General features: G+C 53.7%; 23 protein-coding genes. 7 read left to right on the top strand and 16 right to left on the bottom strand.

The features are described 5' to 3' along the window. Window positions 1–214: 214 nt before the first annotated feature. On the top strand, window positions 215–1,036 hold the full coding sequence (gene dapD / locus HMPREF2572_RS04265) for a 2,3,4,5-tetrahydropyridine-2,6-dicarboxylate N-succinyltransferase (RefSeq protein WP_070496384.1): 822 nt from the start codon (window positions 215–217) through the stop codon (window positions 1,034–1,036). 251 nt (window positions 1,037–1,287) lie between these two features. On the opposite strand, the gene asd is transcribed toward dapD, so the two are convergent. The 6 genes from asd to HMPREF2572_RS04235 all read right to left on the bottom strand — a co-directional run bounded on the left by asd (window position 1,288) and on the right by HMPREF2572_RS04235 (window position 9,221). Further along, window positions 1,288–2,403, bottom strand: a complete 1,116-nt coding sequence (gene asd, locus HMPREF2572_RS04260) for an aspartate-semialdehyde dehydrogenase (protein ID WP_070496383.1) — start codon at window positions 2,401–2,403, stop codon at window positions 1,288–1,290. 303 nt (window positions 2,404–2,706) lie between these two features. Then, the gene (locus HMPREF2572_RS04255) at window positions 2,707–3,828 is read right to left on the bottom strand and encodes a Csu type fimbrial protein (protein WP_070496382.1); all 1,122 of its coding nucleotides are present in this window, start codon (window positions 3,826–3,828) and stop codon (window positions 2,707–2,709) included. Next, a complete protein-coding gene (locus HMPREF2572_RS04250) occupies window positions 3,819–6,236 on the bottom strand; it encodes a fimbria/pilus outer membrane usher protein (RefSeq protein ID WP_070496381.1) in 2,418 nt (805 codons plus the stop codon). Before HMPREF2572_RS04250 ends, HMPREF2572_RS04255 begins: the two co-directional genes overlap by 10 nt. Window positions 6,237–6,273: 37 nt before the next feature. After that, window positions 6,274–6,999: a fimbrial biogenesis chaperone gene (locus HMPREF2572_RS04245; RefSeq protein ID WP_070496380.1), complete on the bottom strand. Its 726-nt coding sequence runs from the start codon at window positions 6,997–6,999 to the stop codon at window positions 6,274–6,276. Between the two features lie 41 nt (window positions 7,000–7,040). Then, a complete protein-coding gene (locus HMPREF2572_RS04240) occupies window positions 7,041–7,676 on the bottom strand; it encodes a spore coat protein U domain-containing protein (protein WP_070496379.1) in 636 nt (211 codons plus the stop codon). Window positions 7,677–8,156: 480 nt separating this feature from the next. After that, on the bottom strand, window positions 8,157–9,221 hold the full coding sequence (locus HMPREF2572_RS04235; protein WP_003776525.1) for a 2,3-butanediol dehydrogenase: 1,065 nt from the start codon (window positions 9,219–9,221) through the stop codon (window positions 8,157–8,159). Window positions 9,222–9,764: 543 nt separating this feature from the next. Between HMPREF2572_RS04235 and aroG the strand changes: the two genes are divergently transcribed. Both aroG and HMPREF2572_RS04225 read left to right on the top strand, forming a co-directional pair. Then, window positions 9,765–10,814: a 3-deoxy-7-phosphoheptulonate synthase AroG gene (gene aroG, locus HMPREF2572_RS04230; RefSeq protein ID WP_070496378.1), complete on the top strand. Its 1,050-nt coding sequence runs from the start codon at window positions 9,765–9,767 to the stop codon at window positions 10,812–10,814. Between the two features lie 231 nt (window positions 10,815–11,045). Continuing rightward, a complete protein-coding gene (locus HMPREF2572_RS04225) occupies window positions 11,046–11,261 on the top strand; it encodes a glycine zipper 2TM domain-containing protein (RefSeq protein ID WP_003761681.1) in 216 nt (71 codons plus the stop codon). Window positions 11,262–11,428: 167 nt separating this feature from the next. On the opposite strand, the gene HMPREF2572_RS04220 is transcribed toward HMPREF2572_RS04225, so the two are convergent. The 3 genes from HMPREF2572_RS04220 to HMPREF2572_RS04210 form a co-directional block, all read right to left on the bottom strand. Then, window positions 11,429–12,478 (bottom strand): metallophosphoesterase, encoded by a 1,050-nt coding sequence (locus HMPREF2572_RS04220; RefSeq protein WP_070496377.1) that lies wholly within the window; start codon window positions 12,476–12,478, stop codon window positions 11,429–11,431. 42 nt (window positions 12,479–12,520) lie between these two features. Further along, entirely contained in the window at window positions 12,521–13,078 is a 558-nt protein-coding gene (orn, locus tag HMPREF2572_RS04215; protein ID WP_070496376.1) for an oligoribonuclease, read from the bottom strand. 285 nt (window positions 13,079–13,363) lie between these two features. Beyond that, window positions 13,364–15,040: a formate--tetrahydrofolate ligase gene (locus HMPREF2572_RS04210; RefSeq protein ID WP_070496375.1), complete on the bottom strand. Its 1,677-nt coding sequence runs from the start codon at window positions 15,038–15,040 to the stop codon at window positions 13,364–13,366. Window positions 15,041–15,232: 192 nt separating this feature from the next. On the opposite strand from HMPREF2572_RS04210, the gene HMPREF2572_RS04205 reads away from it, so the two are divergent. Continuing rightward, entirely contained in the window at window positions 15,233–15,664 is a 432-nt protein-coding gene (locus HMPREF2572_RS04205; RefSeq protein ID WP_003761693.1) for an EamA family transporter, read from the top strand. A 187-nt stretch (window positions 15,665–15,851) separates the two neighbouring features. Here HMPREF2572_RS04205 and HMPREF2572_RS04200 read toward each other — a convergent pair whose 3' ends face one another. The 7 genes from HMPREF2572_RS04200 to HMPREF2572_RS04175 form a co-directional block, all read right to left on the bottom strand. Beyond that, a complete protein-coding gene (locus HMPREF2572_RS04200) occupies window positions 15,852–17,252 on the bottom strand; it encodes an L-serine ammonia-lyase (protein WP_070496374.1) in 1,401 nt (466 codons plus the stop codon). Window positions 17,253–17,350: 98 nt separating this feature from the next. After that, on the bottom strand, window positions 17,351–17,503 hold the full coding sequence (locus tag HMPREF2572_RS14550) for a hypothetical protein (RefSeq protein WP_168161775.1): 153 nt from the start codon (window positions 17,501–17,503) through the stop codon (window positions 17,351–17,353). A 110-nt stretch (window positions 17,504–17,613) separates the two neighbouring features. After that, window positions 17,614–18,309 carry a M48 family metallopeptidase gene (locus tag HMPREF2572_RS04195; RefSeq protein WP_070496373.1) on the bottom strand — a complete coding sequence of 232 codons (696 nt, stop codon included), beginning with the start codon at window positions 18,307–18,309 and terminating at the stop codon, window positions 17,614–17,616. 33 nt (window positions 18,310–18,342) lie between these two features. Then, window positions 18,343–19,077 (bottom strand): lysophospholipid acyltransferase family protein, encoded by a 735-nt coding sequence (locus HMPREF2572_RS04190; protein ID WP_049223252.1) that lies wholly within the window; start codon window positions 19,075–19,077, stop codon window positions 18,343–18,345. 83 nt (window positions 19,078–19,160) lie between these two features. After that, complete coding sequence (gene gmhB / locus HMPREF2572_RS04185; protein WP_049223251.1) at window positions 19,161–19,739, bottom strand: D-glycero-beta-D-manno-heptose 1,7-bisphosphate 7-phosphatase; 579 nt, start codon at window positions 19,737–19,739, stop codon at window positions 19,161–19,163. Continuing rightward, entirely contained in the window at window positions 19,736–20,200 is a 465-nt protein-coding gene (locus HMPREF2572_RS04180) for a DUF7832 domain-containing protein (protein WP_049223250.1), read from the bottom strand. The genes gmhB and HMPREF2572_RS04180 overlap by 4 nt, the downstream gene beginning before the upstream one ends. 104 nt (window positions 20,201–20,304) lie before the next feature. Beyond that, window positions 20,305–21,546: an aromatic amino acid transporter gene (locus tag HMPREF2572_RS04175; protein WP_070496372.1), complete on the bottom strand. Its 1,242-nt coding sequence runs from the start codon at window positions 21,544–21,546 to the stop codon at window positions 20,305–20,307. A 382-nt stretch (window positions 21,547–21,928) separates the two neighbouring features. On the opposite strand from HMPREF2572_RS04175, the gene HMPREF2572_RS04170 reads away from it, so the two are divergent. The 3 genes from HMPREF2572_RS04170 to HMPREF2572_RS04160 all read left to right on the top strand — a co-directional run bounded on the left by HMPREF2572_RS04170 (window position 21,929) and on the right by HMPREF2572_RS04160 (window position 25,551). Beyond that, on the top strand, window positions 21,929–22,603 hold the full coding sequence (locus tag HMPREF2572_RS04170) for a carbonic anhydrase (protein WP_070496371.1): 675 nt from the start codon (window positions 21,929–21,931) through the stop codon (window positions 22,601–22,603). 120 nt (window positions 22,604–22,723) lie between these two features. Continuing rightward, window positions 22,724–24,289, top strand: coding sequence for a SulP family inorganic anion transporter (locus HMPREF2572_RS04165; RefSeq protein ID WP_070496370.1), 1,566 nt, complete (start codon window positions 22,724–22,726; stop codon window positions 24,287–24,289). Window positions 24,290–24,546: 257 nt separating this feature from the next. After that, window positions 24,547–25,551, top strand: coding sequence for a DUF6236 family protein (locus tag HMPREF2572_RS04160; RefSeq protein WP_070496369.1), 1,005 nt, complete (start codon window positions 24,547–24,549; stop codon window positions 25,549–25,551). Window positions 25,552–25,708 lie beyond the last annotated feature (157 nt).

Raw genomic sequence — 25,708 nt, 5'->3', positions numbered from 1 at the left:
TGGGGTGCAGTTCAGTTTTCAGACGACCTTTTTGTTTTGATTGTGCCGATTTGTTTTAAACGGCGGAGACGGTTTATGGAAGCCCGGATTGGTCGGAATATCGCCGTATCCCCGCAAAAGCTGACGGCAAAGCGTTTACATGGCAAAATACCGCCTGTTTGCAGGTCATCCGAATTTTTCAGACGACCTTTTACCCTCTTCAAAAGGAATCCCCATGTCTTTGCAAAACATCATCGAAACCGCCTTTGAAAACCGTGCGGACATCACCCCGACCACCGTTACCCCCGAAGTCAAAGAAGCCGTGTTGGAAACCATCCGCCAACTCGATTCAGGCAAATTGCGCGTCGCCGAACGCTTGGGCGTGGGCGAATGGAAAGTCAACGAATGGGCGAAAAAAGCCGTCCTGCTTTCCTTCCGCATCCAAGACAACGAAGTCCTCAACGACGGCGTGAACAAATACTTCGACAAAGTGCCGACCAAGTTTGCCGACTGGTCTGAAGACGAATTCCGCGCCGCCGGTTTCCGCGCTGTACCCGGTGCCGTTGCGCGTCGCGGCAGCTTCGTTGCCAAAAACGTCGTCCTGATGCCGTCTTATGTCAACATCGGCGCATACGTTGACGAAGGCGTGATGGTCGATACTTGGGCGACCGTCGGCTCTTGCGCCCAAATCGGTAAAAACGTCCACTTGAGCGGCGGAGTCGGCATCGGCGGCGTACTCGAACCGCTGCAAGCCAGCCCAACCATCATTGAAGACAACTGTTTCATCGGCGCGCGTTCCGAAATCGTCGAAGGCGTGATTGTCGAAGAAGGCAGCGTGATTTCCATGGGCGTGTTCATCGGACAATCCACCAAAATCCTCGACCGTACTACCGGCGAAATCTACCAAGGCCGCGTACCGGCAGGCTCGGTTGTCGTGTCCGGCAGCATGCCTTCCAAAGACGGCAGCCACAGCCTCTACTGCGCCGTCATCGTCAAACGCGTGGACGCGCAAACCCGCGCCAAAACCAGCGTCAACGAATTGCTGCGCGGTATTTAATCGGCGAACAGAAAAGGGGAGAGGTCGTCTGAAACAGCCCAAAACATAAATGGGCTTCAGGCAAACGGTTTCCCTGTTTGAATGGCAAGAGGTCGTCTGAAAACCGGATTTCGGGTTTTCAGACGACCTCTTTATATAGTGAATCGAATCGGTTAAAGTCAGGACAGCATCGCTCCGCATGATTGGATGCTGGATTCTTTGCCATAAGAAAGTAACGGATAAACCGTTGCTTTTTGTTTGAACTGCGAATCTTACAAGCTGCCCAACACGATGCGCAATACGCGGCGCAGAGGTTCGGCTGCGCCCCACAAGAGCTGGTCGCCGACGGTGAACGCGCTGATGTATTCGCCGCCCATGCCCAGTTTGCGGATGCGTCCGACGGGGACGGACAGCGTGCCGGTGACTTTGGCGGGCGTCAGCTCGTGGATGCTGGCTTCTTTTTCGTTGGGGATGACTTTTACCCAGTCGTTCGCGCCTGCCAAAATCGCTTCGATTTCAGAAACGGGCAGGTCTTTTTTCAGCTTCAGGGTGATGGCTTGGCTGTGGCAGCGCATAGAGCCGATGCGGACGCACAAGCCGTCGATTACGGTCGGATTGTCGCTGCGGCCGAGGATTTTGTTGGTTTCCACGCCGCCTTTCCATTCTTCTTTGGACTGGCCGTTGCCCAAATCTACGTCAATCCACGGAATCAGGCTGCCGGCGAGCGGTACGCCGAAATTGGCTTTCGGATAGTCTTCGCTGCGCAGGAAATCGGACACTTTGCGGTCGATGTCGAGAATCGCGCTGGAAGGATCGGCAAGCTCGTCCGCTACTTTGGCGTGAATCGCTCCCATGCCGCTGATGAGTTCGCGCATGTTTTTCGCGCCCGCGCCGGATGCGGCTTGGTAGGTCATGCTGGTCGCCCATTCGACCAAATCGTTTTGGAACAGGCCGCCCAGCGCCATCAGCATCAGGGAGACGGTGCAGTTGCCGCCGATGTAGTTTTTCACACCGTTTTTGAGGCCGTCGTCGATGACGTTTCGGTTGACGGGGTCGAGGACGATGATCGCGTCGTCTTTCATGCGCAGGGATGACGCCGCGTCAATCCAGTAGCCGTTCCAGCCGCTGTCGCGCAGGGGTTGGAATACGGATTTAGTGTAATCGCCGCCTTGGCAGGTTACGATAATGTCCATTTTCGCCAGCTCGGCAACGTCGTTCGCGTCCAATAATGTTTTAGCCGCCTGACCGAAATCAGGTGCCGCGCCGCCGACGTTGGAAGTGGTGAAGAAGAACGCTTCGGGAATGTGGGCGAAGTCGTTTTCTTCTTGCATGCGCTGCATCAAAACCGAACCGACCATGCCGCGCCAGCCGACGAAACCTACTTTCATGTTGAGCTCCTTAGAGGGAAATTATTAACAAATTTCTGAATGGTAAAAAGGAAGAGTTTTAAACCTGTTTGAGGGAAATGTAAAGTTTTTTATGTTGTTTCGGGAGTATGAGCAGAGGTCGTCTGAAAAATCAGCGTTCCTGCCAAACCGGAATGTTCCGAAAGCAAACCCGACGCAAAGTCGCAGGTTTGCATTTAGAAAGGATTCAAGGTTTAGCAGGAACGCTGGCATCATTGAAAGCACAGTTCGAGCAAGCATTTTGATAACTGAAATGCCGCACTGTTTTTCAGACGACCTTTCGAATCAGTATCGGATATCGACGGTTACTTTGTCTTTATATTCGCCCGGGGTGTAGTCGGTGTTTTGGACTTCTGCCGAAATGGTGTGCGTCTGATTGCTGCTGTCGCCGGTAAATCTTTGTGCGCTGCCTGTGCCCGAAGATTGGTTGCCCCAGAGCTCTGAACTGTTCCCTTTTTTGAGAACGTAGGGGACTTTGTCGGTGTTGGCGGGATTGGTGGATTTCATCTCGCCCCTGCCTTCCTGATTGTTGTTGGAAGGAATCAGACCGACGGTGTAGGGCGTGCCGTTGGTGCAGCGGACGGTGAGGTTGCCCGACTGTTTCAGGTTGGTGCTGCCGGCGGTGTGTGTGCCGAAATCGATGTCGTCGGCGGAGATGAATTCGCAGACGGGGCTGGCGTGTGCCTGTACCGTAAAGGGGAAACTGTCGTTGGATGAGTAATATGCACCGCAGTTGGCAGGATGTTGTCCCCAATAAGTCGTATTCCAGTTTAGTGAGGCGGATATGCCGTTGAAGACAGCTTCATACGGGCTTCCGTCAGCGTAAGGTGCGGCGGTTTCCTGATGGTTGAGGAGTTTGGCGGTGAGGGTAATTTGATCTGATTTGGTACCGTCGGGACCGATTACCAGCATCTCGGTCATATAGGGCTTGGCGTTGCTGTTGGGCGCGTTGCTGCCCCAGATAGTGCCGTCGGGTTTGTAAAGTTGAAATTGCAATGTATTGGTGGGGCGCTTGGGATGCGCAAGCAACCTTGGGTTGTTTTGTGAGGGGGAATTATTGCCGCCATCGATGTTGAAGCACAGGCGGGTATGAGTGGTGCTTTTCAGGAAACTTTTGCATTCGTAGTTGATGGTAGCTTGTACTTCAGGAATCTGTCCTTCAAGCAGATTGATGCCTTGGGTAGGCGTACCAAAGGACAAGACGTTGCCACCTGCGCCTGAGATGCTGCTGACAGAGGCGGTACATTTCATATAGTCGCCCACTACACCGTTGTGCGCCCATGTTTGGACAGGGGCAAACATCAGCCATAAGGCTGCGGCGAATATGGTTTTAGGGAGTAGTCGCGAAGTTTGAATGAAACCTGCAGGGTTTGTTTTCAGACGACCTCTCTTTATATTTATCTGCATATGATGTCTCCCAGTTCCGGGATGGAATCCGGATTGTGTGTTTCAGGGTAGTCCGCTTCGAAGGTGCAAGTGCCGCCGTTTTCGGGGAGGATGACAGTGAAGCGGTTTCTACCTTCTTTCATGTTTTCAATATATGTTTTGCCGTCGAAGCCGGTTACGGCTGCCGGTGTGCCGTCTTCGGCAGTAATGCTGCCGCCGCTCGGGAGTAGTTGGTTTTGTGCGTCTTTCAGCGTCATGGTGGCGGCGCGGGTACGCTGGATTTTGAATTCGACGCGCATGCCCGAGCGTTCGGGCGGGGCGATTTCGGCGACGGTGTGTTCAAGCTGGACGTCCAGCGGCAATTCGGCAATATCGACGCTGACGGTGTTTTTTTGGTAGGCAGAGAGGCTGGGGATTAGTGCCAGCCCTTTGCGGTTGGTTTTGCCTACGGGCATGCCGCCTGCGCGGATGGGGACGTCCGCCATATCGCCGGTGCTGACGACGGCGAAACTGTCGTTGACTTGGCGGGTGGCGAAGAGGCTGCCGCCCATGAGGACGAGGCCACCCCTCCAGCCTGCGTTCCAGTTGCTGTTGCCGCTTTGGCTGTAAACGTTTGCCCAGCCGTCGCCGTAGGTGTTTTGATGGCGGATGTTGCCGTTGAAGGTATTGCTGCGGCTGCCGTTTGCGTTGTCGTTTTGCTGCCAGCCTATGCCCCAGCTGGTGCTGCCCATGCCGCTGCTGGTTTTGTTCAGGGTGGCTTGGTAGCTGCTGTTTTGTTTGTTTCTGCTGATGCCTGCGGAGGTCGAATAGCCGTTGTCGAGGCTGACGGAGAGGCCCGCGTGGAAACTCAGTTCACGTTTGTTGCGGAAGTTTTTATTGGCGCCGGCGTAGAGCGAGGCGCTTTTTTTGAAGCTGCGGCTCCAGCCGAATGAGCCTATGCCGTCGGCGGGACTGCCTTCGGTGTGGGAATGGACGTAGGATAGGCTGAATGAGCCGAGTTTGTCGCTGCTCCAGCCTGCGGATGCGGATGCGGAGGTGGCGGGATGGCGTGTAGCCTTGAAAAAGTCGGCGCCGTATGCGGTGTCGCCCAGCTCGGCAAATTGCCCGTTAGTGCGGCTTGCGCCTGCGCTGAGGGAAAGTTTGTCCCATTGTGTGCTGAAAAACGCGCTGCTGCGTCGTCCTGTTTTGCCTGCGAAGCGGCTTTCGGCGTAGGTAAGATTGAGTTGTCCGAGCGAACCCAATACGGTATCGGCAGCAATGCCCGCCTGACGGTAACCGCGTGCGGCTTCGCCGTGGATTTGGGCGGTCAGGGTATTGCTGATGCCGTAACGCAGCGTGCCGGAGGCGGCGGGGTCGGATTGGTATTTTGCGGAACGGATGCCGTAATCGCGGCGGACGTAGCCTGCTTCAAACGACCATTCGTTCAAGCCTTTTGCCAAAAGTCCACTGCCGCCGTAAAGCGGCATATCGACGACGACGGTGCGCCCCAGTACGTCGGTGGCGACGACTTGGGCGTTGCTGCGGCCGCTGATGGACGGCGGTAGGATGAGTTCGTATTCACCCGCTTCGACGTCGCGGCTCATTTGTTTGACGCCGTCAATATAGAGATCGACCGTGCCGGGCAGGGTGCTTTTGCCGAGGTAGGAACGTAGCGGGGCGGTTTGTTTCCACGGACGGGTGTTGTAAGTGCGGGAAATTTTGATGCCGCCGATGCGTGTGCCGCCCCATGAGCCGATTTGTCCGGTCAGGGTGTCGCCCACGGTCAGCGATATGCCTTGTTCAGGCCAGACGGTGCGCCAGTAGGTATCCAGACGGGCGGTGTTGCCGTGGGAGCCGCTTTCTTTGTTGTGGCTTCGGTTGGCAAATTGGGTGTGGTTCAGATAGCCCCAAGGCGTGCTCAGGCGCATTTCGCCGAAAACGCCCTGCGTGCCGCTGCCGGAATTGTTGCGCGAGATATTGGTGTCATAGTTCAGAACGGCGGCAAAGCCGGGTTTTGCGATGACGTAGCGGTTTTCCTGCGGCGTGCCGATTCGGGTGGTTTTCAGGTCGGGCTGCCATTCGAGGGGGGCGGTGAGATCAAGGGTTTGCGCGGCGGCATCGTATTTCGCCTGCAAGCCGGGGATAGTGGAGAGTTCGAACCATCCGCCCGCGCCAGGGGTGGACACGCCGTCCTGAATTTCAGGTACAACGCCGTTTTTGCCTGCTTCGGCAGCTTCTGCGTCGGGCAGGGCAATACCGTAGGCGCGCAGAGATTCGGGGCGTGCATACAGCACGCCGTTACGCGACATGAAGGGTTCGATACCGTCGCGTATGCTGCCGTTAACTTTGACCTGAGGATAAACAGTCAGCCATGCCTGCTCGTAGGCAGCAGGAGCCTCCTGCGTCAGGATGTCCTGAGCAGGAGAGGGCAGGGCGTAGAAACACAGCATCAGCGCGGTACTTAACCGCGTCAGCCGTGTCCTTAGGTCATGGGGCGGCAAACCGTACCTCCGTTTGGATCGGCATACCGTTTACCGTGGCATTCAGACGACCAGGGTTCAAAGAAGCGGGGGAAACTTCCAATTCGCGTTTCCAAGTGTTGCCCGGCAGGACGTAGCCCGCTAGACCGCTTGCCAGCGTCAATGCGTCTTTGGCAGAGGTCGTCTGAAAAGTAATATTGCTCAGTTGCGCATGGGCATTGCCTGTATTTTCGGCAACCAAAACCGTTTTGCCGTTCTCGGCTTTTTCCGCACGCCATTGCAGCGTCGGTTCGGCATTGTTTTGAACATTGACAAACAGCGGCAGCGAATAGCGCATCACCAACTGGATACCTTTTTGCGGTTTCGCATTGGGCGAGGGCAGTTCGTCCACAATCAGGCGGTAGGCTTCTTCTGTCTGTTTTTCAGACGGTTTGACACGCATCACGCGGAACTGCTGTTGCGCACCTGCTTCCAGTTTGACCATAGGCGGACTGGCAATGACGGCATCGGTGGGTTCGAGTATCTCGCCACCGTTTGCGTCCTGCGTCCAGCGGAACACGCGCACTTGCGCCGTCAACGGCTCTGTACCCTTATTTCCCAAAGTAAAAATGCCCGCCCGCTGTTTGGCGGGCAGGGAAAGAGATGTCGGACTGACTTGTAAGCCGGCGGCATGGCTCTGTAAAACCGCTGCCGCCGTCAGCATACCGACAAGTGTGCTGATTGCTTTTTGCATGAGGATTTTTTAGTTGTTTTGTTTTGAGGGAGTAAACCGGATTAGTAGGTCAGGGTTACTTTTACGCGGTCTTGGTAAGTGTCAGGGGTTTTGTTTGTCAACGCGCCCGCTGCGACTTTGGCAAATACAGGTAGCATAATAGGGGTGGTTGTGCCTTTGCCTACTAAAGACAAGGCGTTGGTGTCTTTACCCCAATTGTTTGCACTAATGTTATCACTGACCGCTTCAGTTTCTGTTCCTTGATTGTTGATAGTAGGTTTGAAGAGCTGGTATGCAATTTTATCTTGGTTGTTAGCTTTCAGACCGCTCATGGAACCAGTGCCATTCGCGTTGGCATTACTTGGTTCTAAAGCAACTTGGAACACAGTGTTTTTGCTGCAGCTGACTTGGATACCGTTTGCTGCTTTACCGACATTGTCTTTTTCTAGTTCGGCACTGTTGGTTTCTGCAAGGTGGGATGCAAAGTCAATATCTGCACCATCAGTTACATCACCTTCGGCTGTAATTGCACCTGTTTTTCCGCTGGTAACAGTGAATGTTTCACACGATCCAGTTACTGTCAGTTTAACGTTGAAAAATTGGCTCGTGCCACTAGGAACAACAGCTGCCATTGCAGCATTGCCCATCATCATGAGGGAAGCCAGAGCCAGAGAAGTTAAAGTAAAACGTGTTTTCATCGGATTTATCCTTATATGTGAGTTTAGATGTGCATTGACACAGTCTCCGTAATATTTCTGTGTGCCGGTTATACGGTAGGTTTTTATGCCTGAACGGCATATATGACATTATTATGATTTGTGATTATTGTTGCAACTGTTATTGTTTGGTATTTTATAAGTTCCTGTGTTTTTTGTAAATTTTTGTATTAATTTTTGTTGTGTTTTTGCAAAGATTATATTTTATTCGGTATTTAGATTGGATAAAGGGTCGTCTGAAAGTGTTTAAAAGAAGCTTTGATTTCTTGAAGTTGGCTTTCAGACGACCTTTGCAGATGTTTCGCAGTAGATTGGGTGGTGTTGGGAAATAACTGATGGGCAATAGCCCGACGGGTATTGTTGATGATGGTTTGAATCGTCTTTACAGATAAAAAGGTCGTCTGAAAATCTCGATTTGAGGTTTTCAGACGACCTTTGTGTTTCTATCAATCCGTCAGGCGTTTACAAGTTGGGATTGACGATGATTTTGACGGCGGATTCGTTGTTGTGAATCAGACGCTCGAAGCCTTCGGAAATCAGCTCGTCCAGCTTGATGCGCTGGGTGATGAAAGGTTCGAGGTTGATTTTGCCTTCTTCCACCAGTTTGATGGTTTCGGCGTGGTCGTTGCAGTAGGCGATGGTGCCGCGCACGTCCAGCTCTTTCATCACGACGCTGTGGACGTTGATGGTGGCGGGGTGGCTCCAAATGGATACGATGACGACTTTCGCAGTCGGGCGACAGGCTTCGACCATGGTGTCCAGCACTTTGTTGACGCTGGTGCATTCGAATGCGACATCCACGCCTTCGCCGTTGGTCAGTTTTTTCACTTCTTCGACGACATCGACTTCTGACGGGTCGAGGATATAGTCGGCAACACCGGATTCGCGGGCTTTATCTTTGCGCGCTTTGCTCAATTCGGTGATGATGACTTTGATGCCTTTGGCTTTCAATACGGCGGCAAGCAGCAAACCGATCGGGCCTGCGCCGCCGACCAATGCGACGTCGCCTGCTTTCGCGCCGCTGCGGACGTAGGCGTGATGGCCGACGGACAGGGGCTCAATCAAAGCGGCTTGGTCTAATGGAATTTTGTCGGAAATCGGATGCACCCAGCGGCGTTTGACGGCGATTTTTTCGGCAAGACCGCCACCGCAGCCGCCCAAGCCGATGAAGTTCATGTCTTTGGAGAGGTGGTAGTTGCTGCCTTCGCCGGTCGGTACGTCATCGCGGATGATGTAGGGTTCGACCACGACGTGTTGTCCGACTTTGAGGTCGTCCACGCCTTCGCCGACGGCATAAACCACGCCGGAGAACTCGTGTCCCATCGTTACAGGCGCGGACTCGCCGGAAATCGGGTGCGGATGACCGCAGGGCGGAATGAAAATCGGGCCTTCCATGAATTCGTGCAGGTCGGTACCGCAGATGCCGCACCAGGCGACGTTGATGCCGACGGTGCCGGGGGCGACGGTCGGTTCTGGGATGTCTTCGATGCGGATGTCGCCTTTATCGTAAAAACGTGCTGCTTTCATTGTAACGCTCCTTGTTTTTGTGGTGGTGAGGAAAGGTCGTCTGAAAGGTCGGACGGCTTTTCAGTAAAAGCGGGAAGGATGTGTGGGGCGTGTGATGAGGATATTGTTATTTAAATGATGCGGCAGGATGGTGTTTGCGAAGGATAGGCAACACAGGCTGCGCGATATGGCTTTGATATTTTGTTATTTTACTACATTTCGATGTGAATGATGTGTTGGCTTGCGTAAAAACAAAGCGGGGCTTGTTCGTGGTCAAGTTTTGGGCGGAATGGTCTTGAAGTATTCGTCAAAAGTATGTTGTTTGAAGGCGGGATTAACTATATGGATAGTGGGATGGAAATTGTTGACAACGGAGGTATTGATTATTGATTTGTTCAAAATTTTATTGCGAAAAATCTAAAATATTAGAAATTTAAATATATAAAAATAGTAAAAAATTAAATTTTTGAAATAAAATTGCCGTGTGGTTGGCGAAAGACTTGTTTAAAACAGGTAAAGAAGGTAATCTATGCCTCGATTTATCTGAATTTGAAAGCAATAACAATGACCCAACAATACCCTACCGACGATATTAAGATTAGAGAAGTCAAAGAGCTGCTGCCACCGATTGCCCATTTGTACGAGCTGCCGATTTCTGATGAAGCGGCGGGACTGGTACACCGTACACGTCATGAAATCGCCGATTTGGTTCACGGCAAGGACAACCGTCTGCTGGTGATTATCGGTCCGTGTTCCATCCACGACACCAAAGCTGCGTTGGAATACGCCGAACGTTTGTTGGTGTTGCGCAAGAAATATGAAAAAGAATTGCTGATTGTGATGCGCGTGTATTTTGAAAAACCGCGCACGACGGTGGGCTGGAAAGGTCTTATTAACGACCCGCACTTGGACGGTACGTTCGACATCAACTACGGCCTGCGTCAGGCGCGCAGCTTGCTGCTGACGCTGAACAATATGGGCATGCCGGCTTCGACGGAGTTCCTCGACATGATTACGCCGCAATATTACGCAGACTTGATTTCTTGGGGCGCGATTGGCGCGCGGACGACGGAAAGTCAAGTACACCGCGAACTCGCCAGCGGTCTGTCTTGTCCGGTCGGTTTCAAAAACGGAACGGACGGCAATCTGAAAATCGCCATCGACGCGATTGGTGCGGCAAGTCATCCGCATCACTTCCTGTCTGTAACCAAAGCAGGGCATTCCGCCATTGTGCATACCAGCGGCAATCCCGACTGCCACGTTATCCTGCGCGGCGGCAAAGAGCCGAATTACAGCACCGAACACGTCAAATCGGCGGCGGAACAATTAATAAAAGTCGGTTTGTCGCCCAAGCTGATGGTCGATTGCAGCCACGCGAACAGCCGTAAAGATTACAGACGGCAGATGGAAGTTGCCCAAGATGTTGCCGCGCAACTCGAAAACGGCGAAGACAACATTATGGGTGTGATGGTTGAAAGCCATTTGCTCGAAGGCAGACAGGACAAGCCCGAAGTTTACGGGCAAAGCATTACCGATGCCTGTATCGGTTGGGATACCACCGAAGAAATGCTCGCACTTTTGGCTGCGGCAAACCGTAAACGGGTTGCGCCTTAAGCCGGTTTGAGCGGCAAAAAAGAGGTCGTCTGAAAAGGCTGTGTGGGTAAAAACAGACAGTTTCAGACGACCTTTTGTTTAATTTGTCTGATTTATCGGATTATGGTTTTTTCTAACTGTCCGCCTGTTAAATTATCTTAGTTTAAAATGACTTTACTTATTGGAATAAATATTAATGACTTGGTGTGACATACTTTCGTCACTGAGTTAACCCACAACGGAGAACACACCATGAGCAAGTCTTTCTTGACTAAAACTTTGACCTTGATCGCCATTGCTACTTCTCTGAGTGCATGTGCAGGTATGACCCAAACACAACGCAATACCGCTACTGGCGCGGTATTGGGCGGTGTAGCGGGTAACTTGATCGGCGGCGATACCGGCTCTACTTTGGGCGGCGCTGCATTAGGCGGCGTCATCGGCAGCCAAGTCCACAGACATCGTTAATTTTTAAAACGATAAAAGCCGGCCGAACCTTAAATAGGTTCGGCCGGCTTTTTTATTTGGCGTGATTGAATCAGAAGACTGCCTACGTACGGGTAGGGGTTTATCGGCGTTTAAACTTATGAATTGCTTTTCTGTGGGTTGGGCGAGTATGCCCGTTTGTTGTCAGGCTAACGCGTCGCCGCGCATTCGCCGTTCTCAAACACCAACACCTTCTCCGGCCAGCGCAATGTCGCCAGCCTGAACTGTTCGGGACGGTATTTTTGCGGGAATTTCCTTGCCCGCCAGCTTGCGCCTATCGAAAAATCTACGCAGAACACATTGCGCCGCGCGCCGTGCCAGACATCCGGCTGCGGCGGCAGCAACAGCCGTTCGGCGGCAACGGCAGCGGGGGACGGCTGCCAACTGCGCCAATAATGGCCGATAACGACGGGCTTATCGTCGCGGTAGTCGTCCCACCACGCGCAACGGGTGGTGCCGCGCCAACGTCCGCCGGCGTAAAACGGCTCGTTCGCCAAACGCTCCACGCCGCTGGTGAGGGCGCGTATCGGATGCAGGCGGCTGCGTTCGAGTTCGTATCGCGCGGTGGCGGGCATGGGCGGCGGCGCATGGTCGGAATTTTCCGCCTGCGGGGCGTAATGCGCCTGTTCGTAGAGATAGTCGGGATACCAAGAGGCCGTCTGAAGGCAGTGTTTCAACTCGGCATCGAAACGGCGGTATTGCGCGGTCAGGCTTTCGCCCTTTGCTTCTTCGAGGCGTTCGATTTGCGGCGGCAGCCAGGCGGCGTGGACGATGCGCAGGTCTTTGCGCTCCAGCAGCAGGGGCTGCTCGGCCAGCCATGCGCGCAATTCGGTTTTTTCTTTCTCTTCAACGCAATGCCACGGCGCGTAATGGGCGTCTTTTTCGGCGCGGACATCGAAAAACCAGCCGGAGCCGTCTTTCGGGTCGTCTGCAAGAATGTTCAATTCGTGGTTGCCCAAAACCATCCACGCCCATCCGCGTTCATAAGCCTGTTTGAACCACGCCAGCATCGCGGGACTGTCGGGACCGCGGTCGCACAAATCGCCGACAAACACCAGCCGCCGCCCGTGCGGATGGAAACCGTCGTCGCGGTAGCCGAGCCGGTGCAGCAGCGATTGAAAGGCGGCAAATTCGCCGTGAACGTCGCCGACGATGTCCAGCGGCGTATCGGGCAGGGATTGGCGGTATTGATAGGACATGATGGTCGGAGAGGTCGTCTGAAAAGTGTGCTGACGGTGTTTTCAGACGGCCTCAGGCAGTTTCAAGAAGTTTTCGCGGTAGTAACGCATTTCCTCGATGCTTTCGAGAATATCGTCCAAAGCCTGATGCGAACCGCGCTTTACCACGCCTTTGGCAACGGACGGATTCCAACGTTTGGCGAGTTCTTTCAGGGTGGATACGTCCAGATTGCGGTAGTGGAAATATGCCTCGAGGCGCGGCATGTATTTGACCATGAAGCGGCGGTCTTGATGGATGGAATTGCCGCACATCGGCGTGGCTTTTTCGGGAATCCATTGCGCGATAAAGTCGAGCAGTTTTTGTTCCACTTCGGCTTCGGTCAGCCGCGATTCGCGCACGCGTTGGGTCAGCCCCGTGCGACCGTGGGTGGCGGTGTTCCATTCGTCCATGCCGTCGAGCAGTTCGTCGCTTTGGTGGACGACATAAACTTCGGACTGCGCCAAGACGTTCAAATCGGAGTCGGTAATAATCATGGCGACTTCGATAATGCGTTCGCGTTCGGGGTCAAGCCCGGTCATTTCCATGTCGAGCCAGCAGAGGTTGTTTGCGTTTTGGGTCATTTCAGACGACCTTTCGTCGGTTTAAAACAATGGGCGGTATTATAGTGGATTAACTTCAAATCAGGATAAGGCAAAGCGATCGCGTAAATAAAGGAGCGTCTGAAAAACGAATGTGGCGGGTTTATTTCAACATTTCAGACGACTATTTCATCAAGGGAGGATTCGTGGGCAAAGCCCACGCTACGGGTGGTCGCGGTTGAGTTTAAACTGTTCCGAATAATAAAAGGTCGTCTGAAACCCGTTTTCAGACGACCTTTTTGCTGTTTACTTCACTTCAGATTCAAATCAGAACAAGCCGTGGATCACGCCGTCTGCGTCCACGTCGATTTTCTCGGCGGCGGGGACTTTGGGCAGGCCGGGCATTTTCATCATGTTGCCGCACAGGGCAACGATGAAGCCTGCGCCGGCGGAAACGGTGATGCCGCGCACGGTGATGCGGAAGCCTTCGGGGCAGCCTAAGAGTTTGGCGTTGTCGCTGAGGGAATATTGGGTTTTCGCCATGCAGACGGGCATTTTGTCCAGGCCCAGTTTTTCCAGCGAAGCGATTTCGGCAGATGCTTCCGCGCTGAAATCGACGTCTTCCGCGCCGTACACTTTTTGGGCGATGGCGCGGATTTTGTCTTTGATGCTCAACTCGACATCGTAGGCGAAGCGGAAGTTATTGGGTTGGTTGTCGATGGCGTTGACGACTTTGCACGCCAAATCCGCGCCGCCCGCGCCGCCTTTGCCCCACACTTCGGTCAGGGAAACTTCGACACCGTGTTCGGCGCAGGCTTTTTCAATCATTGCCAACTCGGCATCGGAGTCGGACACGAAGCGGTTGATAGCGACGACGACGGGCAGGCCGAATACGTTTTTCAGGTTGGAAATGTGTTTCAGCAGGTTGGGCAGGCCTTTTGCCAAGGCTTCGAGGTTTTCTTCGCCGAGGTTGGCGCGTTCTACGCCGCCGTTGTATTTCAAGGCGCGGACGGTGGCGACGACGACGGCCGCGTCGGGTTTCAAGCCGGCAAGGCGGCATTTGATGTCGCAGAATTTTTCCGCACCCAAATCCGCGCCAAAGCCTGCTTCGGTTACGGCGTAATCGGCAAGGTGTTTTGCCAGTCGGGTGGCGGTAACGGAGTTGCAGCCGTGGGCGATGTTGGCGAAGGGGCCGCCGTGTACGAAGGCGGGCGTGCCTTCGATGGTTTGCACCAAGTTAGGCTTGATGGCGTCTTTGAGCAATGCCGCCATCGCGCCGTGGGCTTTCAAATCTTTGGCGTAAACGGGGCTGCCGTCTTTGGCGTAGGCGACGAGGATGTTGCCCAAACGCTCTTTCAAATCGCTGATGTCTTTGGCAAGGCAGAATACCGCCATGACTTCGGAGGCGACGGTGATGTCGAAGCCGTCGGGACGCATCACGCCGTCAACGGGTTTGCCCATGCCGTCGATGATGTTGCGCAACTGGCGGTCGTTCATATCGACCACGCGCCGCCACAGCACGCGTTTAGGGTCGATGTTCAACGCGTTGCCTTGGTAGATATGGTTGTCGAGCATGGCGGCGAGCAAGTTATTCGCCGCGCCGATGGCGTGGAAGTCGCCGGTAAAGTGCAGGTTGATGTCTTCCATCGGCAAAACTTGGGCATAGCCGCCGCCCGCCGCGCCGCCTTTAACGCCGAACACAGGCCCCAAAGAAGGTTCGCGCAGGGCGATAACAGAATCTTTGCCGATGTGGCGCAACGCGTCCGCCAAACCGATGGTCACGGTGGTTTTGCCTTCGCCCGCTGGAGTCGGGTTGATGGCGGTAACCAAAATCAGACGGCCTTGTTTTTGCGGCAGTTTGAACGCTTCGGCAGGATTGATTTTGGCTTTGTAATGGCCGTAGGGTTCGATATTGTCAACGTTCAAACCCAGCTTGGCGGCAATTTCGCCAATCGGACGCATGGTGGAAGATTGGGCGATTTCGGCATCGGTTTTGAAGCTCATGATTTTCCTTTACTGAATGGAGAAAAAGAGGAGGGTCGTCTGAAAGCCCATCGGAAAGACAAACGCTGATGGATTCAAAAGAATTTTAGGCATATTATAGCGTTATCTGAGAATGAATCGCAGTGAAAAATTCGATAATTCAACAAAAATACGGTTCATATTGTTGACAATCCACAAGAGAAACGGACAAACATGGGCAGCAACGCATGGCTTTTCTGGGCATTGGCATCCGCAGGCTTCGCCTCGCTGACGGCGATTTTCGCCAAAATGGGTTTGCAGGGCATCGATTCGGATTTCGCCACCTTCATCCGCACGCTGGTCATCCTCGCCGCGCTGGTCTTGTTCCTGACCTATACCGGCAAATGGCAGGGCGTAAACGGGTTCACAGGAAGAAACTGGACATTCCTGATTCTCTCCGGCCTCGCCACCGGCGCATCCTGGCTAGCCTACTTCAAAGCCCTGCAACTGGGCAACGCCTCGCAAGTCGCCCCCGTCGACAAATTTAGCCTGGTATTGGTCGCGCTGATGGCAGTGGTCTTTCTGGACGAACGCCCCAGCACGCAGGAATGGATAGGCTTGGGACTGGTTACGGCGGGCGTGTTGACGCTGGCTTTGAAGCGGTAAGGCGAAATGATTTTTCAGACGACCTTTTAAGCTGAGAGGTCGTCTGAAAATGTTGTGCTGCAAATAGGGCTGAAGGCTTGCCGTCATTTGCAGCGATGGTTTTGCGTGCATACGCGAGGAGTCGAATCCATCAAAAAGGTCGTCTGAAAAACAAAATGTTCAGACGACCTTTTTGTCTGCTCCGTTTTCAACATTCCACAACGCGGACGGAGACGGGGACGGCTTTTTTCTGGAGGGTGATGGCGAGTCCGGCAAGCGAGGTTTCTTTGTAGGTGGACTTCATGTCGCGCCCTGTTTGCAGCATGGTTTGGATGACTTCGTCGAGCGAGACTTTTTTGTCCGTGCCGTCTTCCAGCAGGGCGAGGGTGCCGAGTTTGAGGGCTTTTTCGGCGGCGATGCCGTTGCGTTCGATGCAGGGGATTTGCACCAATCCGCCGACGGGGTCGCAGGTCAGGCCCAGATGGTGTTCCATCGCCATTTCGGCGGCGTTTTCCACTTGTTTGGGCGTGCCGCCGATGACTTCGGCGTATGCACCCGCCGCCATGGAGCAGGCGACGCCGACTTCGCCTTGGCAGCCGACGTCTGCGCCGGAGATGGAGGCGTTGGTTTTGTAGAGGATGCCGATGGCGCCTGCGGTGAGCAGGAAGTTTTCGACGCGCTCTTGCGTGGCGTGCGGGTTGAACTTGCGGAAGTAGTGCAGGACGGCGGGGATGATGCCGGCGGCGCCGTTGGTCGGGGCAGTCACGACGCGTCCGCCGGCGGCGTTTTCTTCGTTGACCGCCATGGCGTAAACCATGGGCCAGAGTTGGGTGTTGACGATTTCGGTTTCGCGCAGGGCTTTGAGTTTGGCGGCAAGCTGCGGGGCGCGGCGGCGGACGCTCAAGCCGCCGGGCAGTTCTCCGTCTGCCGCCAGCCCGCGTTTGATGCAGCCTTCCATAACGTCGGCAACGCCGGCGACGCGGCGGCGGATTTCGGCTTCGCTGCAACCGGCAAGCGCGGCTTCGTTTGCCAACACGGCTTCGGAGATGTCGAGCTGGTTCATGCGGCATTGGGCGAGCAGTTCGGCGCAGCTGGTGTAAGGGTAGGGGACTTGGCGCGTTTGCTCGGCTTGTTTGTCAAACTCTTGATCGGTAACGATAAAGCCGCCGCCGACGGAGTAGTAAATTTGTTCTTTGAGTTTGCCGCCGTCTTTGCCGTAGGCGGTGAAATTCAGTCCGTTCGGGTGTTTGGGCAACACTTGGTCGCCGCGTATGTTCAGGTCGCTGTCGGGGTTGAAGCTGATTTCGCGTCCGTTGAGGCGGAGGATGTGTTGCGTGCGGATGCGTTCGAGACGGTCGGGGATGTCGGCGAGGGGGATGTCGTGCGGCAGGCTGCCTTCCAAGCCGAGCAGGAGGGCGTCGAATGTGCCGTGCCCGCGTCCTGTCAGCGCCAGCGAGCCGTAAATGTCGATGACGATGCGTTCGGTTTGCGCGTCCAGCCCCGATTGTTTGAGGTCGTCTGAAAAGGCGGCGGCGGCTTTCATGGGGCCGACGGTGTGGGAGCTGGAAGGGCCGATGCCGATTTTGAAAATGTCGAAAATACTGATCATGATGTGTTTTCCCTCAATGTTGGCTGTTTGTGTGGCGGGATGCGGATGTTGTCTGTTTATCGGGCGGTTTGATGTGTCGCGTGGGTTAAGGCTTGTTTTCACGCGTCTGAAAGTCTGCGTATTTTAGCCTTTTTTGTCGGACGGATGATGCGCGGGCTGCCGTCGCAAAAGTATACGGCATTATCCTGTTTTGCAGGGCGGGCGGATAGTGGGGTGGATAGTGGGGCGGATGGTTTGTGACGGATTGGCATGATTTGCCGTGCGTAGCCATCATGAATTGGGTCGTCTGAAATCTTGTTTGGGCTTGAAACGGGCGAAACGGGGTTTCAGACGACCTTGATGTATCGGCGTGTCGAACTCTTTAGCCTAATGCAAACAATTCACGCCCGTGGGCTTTCAGCCATGTTTCGGCGGCTTGGGTGTGCGGGGTGAGGCGGTTGACGGTTGCCCAAAACTGCGGGCTGTGGTCGGGGTGGGGCAGGTGGCAGAGTTCGTGGATGCAGATGTAGTCTGCGACATAATCGGGTGCGCCGATGAGCCGCCAGTTGAGGCGGATGCCGGTGGTGTGGCGGCAGACACCCCAGAAGGTTTTGGCGTTGGAGAGGGCGGTCGCGGCGGGAATGAGGGCGGTGGCGCGGGCGTGGTGTTCGAGGCGCGGCAGCAGGTATTCGCGGGCGCGTTCGTGCAGGAAGCGGCGCAGGTGGGTCAGTTGGGCGGCGGGTTCTTTTTCGGGCAGCAGGATTTCAGACGACCTGATTTGGATGTGGTTGCCGCTGTGGACGGACAGGGTCGTCTGAACGCCTTGATACCAAATCCATTCGGGGAGGGTGTCGGCGGATGCGGCGGCGGTCGGGGCTTGGTCTAGGGTGCGGCGCAAGAGCGGTTCGTTGTCGGTCAGCCATTGGGCGAGAAAGCGATGGCTGACAAACGGAGGAACGTTGATGCTGACGGTGTCACGGGATACGGGGCGCAGGATGAGGTTTTTCTTGGCGCTGCGTTTGAGCCGGATTCGGATGGACTGGCCGTCTGAAAGGGTATGGGCGTAGTGGCGGGACATGGATTGGGTCGGTGTCGGGGCGAATCTGCGTTTTTAGACGACCTTTGCAACGGCAAACGGTCCTTTTCCTTCAATCAGGGGTTGTTGCGCTTCAATCCGTTTTTCGCATTCCGCCATCAATTCGGCTTCCGTACCGCTGTTGTGGGGGATGACGGGGTTGATGACGACGGTGATGGTGCCGGGGTGTTTGAGGAAGGCATTCTTCGGCCAAAATTCGCCGCTGTTGAGGGAGACGGGGACGATGTCCATTTCAAACATTTTCGCCATGCGCGCGCCGCCGAGTTTATAGCGGCCTTTTTCGCCGGGCGGCAGGCGTGTGCCTTCTGGGAAGATGGTGATCCAGTAGCCTTCGTTTTTGCGCGCCATGCCTTGTTCCATCAGTTGTTTGCTGGCTTCGCGGCTGTTGCTGCGGTCTATACCTATGGTTTTGACGAGTTTCAGGCCCCAGCCGAAAAAGGGGATTTTGAACAGCTCGCGTTTGGCGACGTAAACCTGCGGCGGGAAGATTTCTTGCAGGGCGAGGGTTTCCCAGCCGCTTTGGTGTTTGGCGCAGATGATAGAGGGGCGGTCGGGGATGTTTTCGGCACCGATGAGGCGGTATTTGAGTCCGATGATGTGTTTGAGCGACCAGTTGAGGATGCGTACCCAGATTTGCGCCATTTTGTGCGCGCCGCCTTGGAAGGGCAGGGCGAGGAGCATGAAGGGGAAAAGTAAAATCAGGCTGGTGCTGAGGATGAACCAGTAGGTCAGGTTGCGGATGAGGAGCATGTTTCTACCTGTCGGATGGGTCGTCTGAAATCTTGTTTGGGCTTGAAATGGGGCGAAACAGGGTTTCAGACGACCTCGTGTATTTACGGGTTTGCCTGTCCGTCTGCACGGTCTTGTGCGGCTTCGTGCATGATGTATTGGGAGAAGGCGAGCAGGCTTTCGAAGATTTGGGTGTTTTCGGGTAATTCTTTTTCCTGTTGCGACAGGGTTTTCTTGCCTTTGCCGGTCAGGACGAGCGCGGTTTTGCCGCCGGCTTCGTGCATGGCTTGCAGGTCGCGCAGGCTGTCGCCGACCAGCCAGGTTTCGGCGGGGTCAGCTTTGAAGCGTTCGAGGATGTCGTAAATCATGCCGGGCTTGGGTTTGCGGCAGTCGCAGTTGTCGGCGGCGGTGTGCGGGCAAAACCAGATGCCGTCGATTTCGCCGCCCGCCTGACGGATGAGGCGGTGCATTTTGGCGTGCATTTCGGTCAGGTCTTGGACGGTGAAGTATTTGCGGCCGATGCCGGATTGGTTGGTGGCGACGGCGATGTTGTAGCCTGCCTGCGTCAGGAAGGCGATGGCGTCCATGCTGCCTTCGATGGGGATCCATTCGTCTACGGATTTGACGAAGTCGTCGCGGTCTTGGTTGATGACGCCGTCGCGGTCGAGGATGATGAGTTTCACGGTTGCTCTCCGACAGGGGATTCCAAATGGTTTTTCCATTGCTCAAACGCTGCCTGAAAGACGGGTTTGAGGCGTTTGTAGATTTCGGGGGTGTTGGGGACGTGGTAGAAGCCGCCGAGCGACGGGGTGTCGAGGGTGCGGACGTAGTCTTCTAAAAATGCGCCGTAGCCGTCTTCTTCATTGTCGTAGTAATAGGAGGTAAATTTCTGCCCTTGTTCGGTGAAGTCGTCGGGCGTGAGCGCGCCGTCCATGTGTTTGAGCAGGAAGCGGCGACCGCTGGTTCTGCCTTTGAGCATATTGGCGAAATCTTCCGCGCTTTCGGGGGCGGTTTGCCAAACGGGATTCGCCAGCCCTGCCTGCGCCGCCCATATCCAGTACATGCCGATATGCGTGGCGGCGTTTTCGGACGGCAGGCCTTCGGGATATTCTTCGTCTAGGTGGAAGCGGATATTGTCGTACATGGACGGTCGTGTGCTGTGATTCGGAGGGTGTTTATTGTAACGGAAAACGGGAGAGGTCGTCTGAAATCTGTTTTCAGACGACCTCCGGGGTGTCGATTTGCTTGTCAGCCTTTGAACACGGGGACGAGTTCGAGTTGGCTCAATACCTGCGCGGCGATGTTGATGACGCCGAAGAGGAAAACCCAAACCATCAGTCCGAATCCGCCATAAACCTTGTAGTTTTTGCCTGCGCCGAATTTTTTACGCGAACGGTAGAGCAGCATGGCGGGGATGATGCCGGTCCAAATGGTTGCCGCCAGACCGACGTAGCCGATGGCGGTAACGAAGCCTGTCGGGAACAGCAGGCAGGAAATCAGGGGCGGCAGGAAGGTGAGGGCGGCGGTTTTGGTGCGGCCGGACACGCTGTCGTTCCATTTGAAGATGTCGGCGATGTAGTCAAAGAGGCCGAGCGTTACGCCGAGGAAGGAAGTGGCAATCGCCATGTAGGAGAAGAGGGTCAACACTTTGTCCATGCTGCCGGTTTGGGCGAACTTGGACAGGGTTTCGATGAGGACGGAGACTTGTCCTTCGGCGGCAATCACGGGGGCGAACTCGCTGCGCGGCAGGTTGCCTTGGATGGCGATTTGCCACAGGACGTAAATCACCAGCGCAATCAGTGTGCCCGTCCAGATGGATTTCGCCACTTTGGGCGCATCACCTTTAAAGTATTTAAGCAGGCTGGAGACGTTGCCGTGGAAGCCGAAGGAAGCAAGGCAGACGGGCAGGGCGGTGGCGGCGTAAATCCAGTAGCTGGTGCCTGCGGGTGCTTGAGTGTCGAAGAGGACGGGCAGTTTGGCATCGGCAATCAGCCCGCCGGTCGCCCAGATGAAAGTCAGTACCATGCCGCCGATGAGTATGGAGGTGAAGCGGTCCACCAGTCGTGCCGACGCCCACACGCAAAACGCGAGGATGCCGAAGAAGACAAGTTGTCCGACGGTGAGCGAAACGTCGCTCCCCACCGCGCTGCCCAGCCCCTTGGCGGTCAAATCGCCGCCGACGAAGATGTAGGCGTAGGTGAGCAGATATAAAACGAAGGCGACAGCGATGCCGTTGATGGCGTTCCAAGTCGGGCCGAGCAGGTCTTTGACCATGGTGTCGAAGCTGGCGCCGTGCGGATAGTGGGTGTTGACTTCGAGTATCATCAGACCGCTGGAAAGCATGGAAAACCAAGTGTAGAGCAACACAATCAGCGAGCCTGTAAACCAAACGCCGGAGGTGGCAGTCGGGTTGGCAAGCATACCTGCGCCGATAACCGTACCGGCGATAATCATGGCGCCGCCGAATAGCGACGGGGTTTTGACGGACATGGAATTCTCCTCGGAAAAACAGTCCGCCATTATGCCGTAAAGTGTAAGGATTGGTAAGGAGGTCGTCTGAAAATTGCAGGGGCATGATAGGCAGTAGGGAACTTTTCGGACGGGGCGGCGGCGTGTGGATGAGGACGATTTAATTTTTTGAAAGATAGGGAGAAACTGCGGTTTCTCCTTTTTTTGTCTGATTGGGTTGAAAAAGGGTTTTCAGACGACCTTTTGCTTGAAAATGCCGAATTTACATATTGATACGGCATTTTATGGCTAATTTTTCTCTAATTTTGCCTTCCTAGAATGCGCAACCCTTACAGAGGCCGCATCCGAAACAGGGTGCTATAACAAAAAAACATACGACACATCAAGCAGAAAGGAAGCCCGCATGAGTCAATCATACGAAGTCATTTTTGAAAACAACCGCAAATGGCAGGAAACGAAGAGGCAGCAATGCCCCGATTACTTCAAAGACCTCGCCGACGGACAAAATCCCGAATACCTCTACATCGGCTGCTCCGACAGCCGCGTCGCGGCGGAAGAGTTGATGGGGTTTGAACCGGGCGACGTGTTTGTACACCGCAACGTTGCCAACCTTGTCCACGGTTTGGACATGAATGCCGCTTCCGCCATCGAATACGCCGTCTCGCATTTGAAAGTCAAACACATCATCATCTGCGGACACTACAACTGCGGCGGCATCAAAGCGGCGATGCTGCCCGAAGATTTGGGCGCGATGAATCCGTGGCTGCGCAACATCCGCGACGTGTACCGCCTGCATCAGGAAGAACTTGACGCAATCGAAGACGAGCACCTGCGCTACGATCGCCTGGTCGAATTGAACGTGCAGGAACAGTGCCTCAACGTCATCAAAATGGCGTGCGTGCAGGAACGCTACCTGCTCGACGGCTACCCGATTGTGCACGGCTGGGTCTTCGATCTGCGTACCGGCGGCCTTATCGATTTGAACATCGACTTCAAAAATATCCTCGCCGACATTCAGAAAATCTACGACCTCACCGATTCCGAATGGGTGGTCAACGCGCGCAAGAAAGCAGGTTGACGGCTCGGAGGTCGTCTGAAAAAAGCAGTTTGGACAAGCGTCCTGATTTTTCAGACGACCTTGATTTGCCCCAATCCTATCAAATACAAAAACATACACACATCAGGAGTACCCCTCACCATGAAACCCCATCAGAAAAAACAGCCTTTGGGCAGCCTGTTCAAGTCTAATTTCGCTTCCGGACTGGTCGTCTTCCTCGTCGCCCTGCCGTTGTGCCTCGGCATCGCGCTCGCTTCCGGCGCGCCGCCGTTATCCGGTGTATTGGCGGGCATCGTCGGCGGCATCGTCATCGGTTCCCTCAGCACCTCGCACATCAGCGTTTCCGGCCCTGCCGCAGGCTTGGCGGCGATTATCCTTGCCGCAATTACCGAACTCGGTTCGTTCGAGCTGTTCCTGTGCGCAGGCTTAATCGCCGGCGCCATCCAGCTTTTGCTCGGCTTCATCCGCGCCGGCAGCCTTGCCGAATACATCCCTGTGTCCGTTATCGAAGGCATGTTGGCGGGCATCGGCGTGATTATCATCATGAAACAGATTCCGTTCGCCTTGGGCAGCAACGGCAGCCTCGCCAACCCCGCCGCCCTGTTCGCCGACATCCACACAGGCTCCCTTTTGGTAGCGGGCGTGTCGATGGTAATCCTAATCGTATGGGACAAAATCCCCGCGCTGAAAAACATCAAAGCCCTGCCCGCCGCGTTGGTTGCCGTGGGCGCGGGGATACTGATGAACCAATGGTTTGTCGCCAGCGGCAGCAGCCTTGCCATTCCCGCCGGACAACTTGTCCAACTGCCCGTTCCCGACACATGGCGCGAAGCCGCAGGTATGCTCACGCTGCCCAACTTTTCAGGTTTCGGCAACAGCTACGTTTGGATGACCGGCATCACCATCGCCATCGTTGCCTCGATTGAAACCCTGCTCTGCATCGAAGCTGCCGACCGCCTCGACACCCGCCGCCGCATTACCGATACCAACCGCGAATTGCGCGCACAGGGCGCAGGCAACATCGTCAGCTCGCTCATCGGTGGCCTGCCCATCACCTCCGTCGTCGTGCGTTCGTCCGCCAACGCCAATGCAGGAGCGACGCACAAACTGTCTGCCGTTATCCACGGCGTCCTGTTGCTGGTGTGCGTTTTGGCGATTCCCTTTATCCTCAACATGATCCCCCTGTCCACCCTCGCTGCCGTCTTGCTGCTGGTGGGCTACAAACTGGCAAAACCCGCCACCCTCCTGCATTTCTGGCATAAAGGGCTGTACCAGTTCATCCCCTTCGCCGCCACCCTCGTTGCCGTCGTCGCGCTCGACCTGCTCAAAGGCGTCGGCATCGGGCTCGCCATCAGCATCATTTTCATCCTTCAGGGCAACATGAAACGCGCCTACTACCTCAGCCGCGAAGAACTCGCCGAAGCCGACGAAATCAGCTTGGAACTGGCGGAAGAAGTCTCGTTCCTGAACAAAGCCGCCATCAAGAAAACCCTGAAAAACATCCGCCCGGGTTCCAAAGTAACCATCAACGCCGAACGCTCGTCCTACATCGCCGGCGACGTATTGGAACTGATTGAAGACTTCGCCAACGTCTTCGCCAAGGAAAACGACATAGACGTCGTGCTCAAAGGCTTCAAATCCGACTACGACCACGAAGGCCGCGACCACCACAGCCATGTGCGGGTAGGGCATAGTGCGAGTATTTAAAAGTCGGGTTGGAATGAGTAGGAGAAGAAAAGGTCGTCTGAAAAACCTGTTTGGGAGGATTTTCAGGCGACCTTTTTGTATAAGATTAAAATTAAAAATATCTATTTCATCTCATAAAAAATCTTCTAATCCCAAAAAATTCAAGTTCAAGTTAGAAGAGTCTGTTGTTGTTTTAAAAAGCTCCTTGTAAATTTATCATTACTTCCCAATATAATTACTACCTTAAATTACTTCCTGGCTTTGAAAGGTAACAAAAAATGTGTTTAGAACGTGGAGTTGTTATTTCTGATATATTCGAACCAATATATAAAGTAACTTCAACCAAAGAACCTTCTAATCATATAGAAGGTCTTATATCTTATAGGAATAAACTGCAGATTCCTCCGAGAGAGACTGTTTTTGAGTCAAAAGAAATTGATGGTTTGTTGTTTAAAGAGAATTTACGATCTTCAGATATTATTAAATATTTAGTTTATTGGGATAAAATTGATTATCCTGTAAATACACAATGTTTTATGGGATTGGCTGATCCAGAATTAATAATGTTAGAAGCACAAGGTATTCTTACTAGAACCATGTACCCATTCGATAATGATGGAATTAATCCTGATTTATTTTTAAAATCTCAATTATGGGCTCTGGAGCAACATATAAAATCATCTAAAGGACAATGGACACTTGCTCAAGATATTCTTGAGACGGATGATTTATACTTTCCTTTGATAAATGAAGATAATAAAAAGCAAATTATAGAGTTTAATTTAATAAATTCACTACCTGTTCCTATTGATAGCACACCAATTCATGAAATTCTTGACTTTAAATATCGAAGACGAGATGAGTTAATTAAGCTTCGTGAACATTTAGATACAATTTATAATTCCATCATTCAGTCTGAAGAGTTACAAAAAACTTATCATAAAAAAATTCAGGAAATTCAAAAAGATTTATATGACTTAAATAGATTGTTTAATGAGAATAAAATACGCACCCGGCTAGATTCGATGAAAGCACATTTCCAAAATATTTTGCCAACAGATAAATATAGTCTTTTTGCTACACCTCCCACTATTGCGAGCATTGCCAAAGAAATACCGCTATTAGCACCATATATCCCTGATATTGACATTCAATTAGCAGCAGGAGCAATGCTTGCTTTTAGTGCTAAATGGCTAAAAAGCCCTGCGATTACACAATCGGTAGTAAATAGTCCTTTTGCTTATACTTTTAAAATGGGACGTGAATTTAAGATAAATCCATAATATAAGAAAGGTCGTCTGAAAACCTATCTCAATCTTTTCAGACGACCTCGTTGCATTCCGACACTCTAAATCCATTATCGCCTCAATACGACACTAAAAAAGCAGTAACGGCAGTATTCAGTAATCTGCCCCCTCTCCCGTCTGGCGGGAGAGGGTT

It is taken from the genome of Neisseria sp. HMSC064E01 (assembly GCF_001808875.1).
Classification (GTDB): Bacteria; Pseudomonadota; Gammaproteobacteria; order Burkholderiales; family Neisseriaceae; genus Neisseria; species Neisseria sicca_A.
This window is presented reverse-complemented; position numbering and strand designations above follow the sequence as displayed.

Excerpts from the sequence above, each read along its gene's own strand:
- dapD (WP_070496384.1), top strand. The coding sequence starts at position 215 with ATGTCTTTGCAAAACATCATCGAAACCGCCTTTGAAAACCGTGCGGAC.
- asd (WP_070496383.1), bottom strand. The coding sequence starts at position 2,403 with ATGAAAGTAGGTTTCGTCGGCTGGCGCGGCATGGTCGGTTCGGTTTTG.
- HMPREF2572_RS04255 (WP_070496382.1), bottom strand. The coding sequence starts at position 3,828 with ATGCAGATAAATATAAAGAGAGGTCGTCTGAAAACAAACCCTGCAGGT.
- HMPREF2572_RS04250 (WP_070496381.1), bottom strand. The coding sequence starts at position 6,236 with ATGCTGTGTTTCTACGCCCTGCCCTCTCCTGCTCAGGACATCCTGACG.
- HMPREF2572_RS04245 (WP_070496380.1), bottom strand. The coding sequence starts at position 6,999 with ATGCAAAAAGCAATCAGCACACTTGTCGGTATGCTGACGGCGGCAGCG.
- HMPREF2572_RS04240 (WP_070496379.1), bottom strand. The coding sequence starts at position 7,676 with ATGAAAACACGTTTTACTTTAACTTCTCTGGCTCTGGCTTCCCTCATG.
- HMPREF2572_RS04235 (WP_003776525.1), bottom strand. The coding sequence starts at position 9,221 with ATGAAAGCAGCACGTTTTTACGATAAAGGCGACATCCGCATCGAAGAC.
- aroG (WP_070496378.1), top strand. The coding sequence starts at position 9,765 with ATGACCCAACAATACCCTACCGACGATATTAAGATTAGAGAAGTCAAA.
- HMPREF2572_RS04225 (WP_003761681.1), top strand. The coding sequence starts at position 11,046 with ATGAGCAAGTCTTTCTTGACTAAAACTTTGACCTTGATCGCCATTGCT.
- HMPREF2572_RS04220 (WP_070496377.1), bottom strand. The coding sequence starts at position 12,478 with ATGTCCTATCAATACCGCCAATCCCTGCCCGATACGCCGCTGGACATC.
- orn (WP_070496376.1), bottom strand. The coding sequence starts at position 13,078 with ATGACCCAAAACGCAAACAACCTCTGCTGGCTCGACATGGAAATGACC.
- HMPREF2572_RS04210 (WP_070496375.1), bottom strand. The coding sequence starts at position 15,040 with ATGAGCTTCAAAACCGATGCCGAAATCGCCCAATCTTCCACCATGCGT.
- HMPREF2572_RS04205 (WP_003761693.1), top strand. The coding sequence starts at position 15,233 with ATGGGCAGCAACGCATGGCTTTTCTGGGCATTGGCATCCGCAGGCTTC.
- HMPREF2572_RS04200 (WP_070496374.1), bottom strand. The coding sequence starts at position 17,252 with ATGATCAGTATTTTCGACATTTTCAAAATCGGCATCGGCCCTTCCAGC.
- HMPREF2572_RS14550 (WP_168161775.1), bottom strand. The coding sequence starts at position 17,503 with ATGCCAATCCGTCACAAACCATCCGCCCCACTATCCACCCCACTATCC.
- HMPREF2572_RS04195 (WP_070496373.1), bottom strand. The coding sequence starts at position 18,309 with ATGTCCCGCCACTACGCCCATACCCTTTCAGACGGCCAGTCCATCCGA.
- HMPREF2572_RS04190 (WP_049223252.1), bottom strand. The coding sequence starts at position 19,077 with ATGCTCCTCATCCGCAACCTGACCTACTGGTTCATCCTCAGCACCAGC.
- HMPREF2572_RS04180 (WP_049223250.1), bottom strand. The coding sequence starts at position 20,200 with ATGTACGACAATATCCGCTTCCACCTAGACGAAGAATATCCCGAAGGC.
- HMPREF2572_RS04175 (WP_070496372.1), bottom strand. The coding sequence starts at position 21,546 with ATGTCCGTCAAAACCCCGTCGCTATTCGGCGGCGCCATGATTATCGCC.
- HMPREF2572_RS04170 (WP_070496371.1), top strand. The coding sequence starts at position 21,929 with ATGAGTCAATCATACGAAGTCATTTTTGAAAACAACCGCAAATGGCAG.
- HMPREF2572_RS04165 (WP_070496370.1), top strand. The coding sequence starts at position 22,724 with ATGAAACCCCATCAGAAAAAACAGCCTTTGGGCAGCCTGTTCAAGTCT.
- HMPREF2572_RS04160 (WP_070496369.1), top strand. The coding sequence starts at position 24,547 with ATGTGTTTAGAACGTGGAGTTGTTATTTCTGATATATTCGAACCAATA.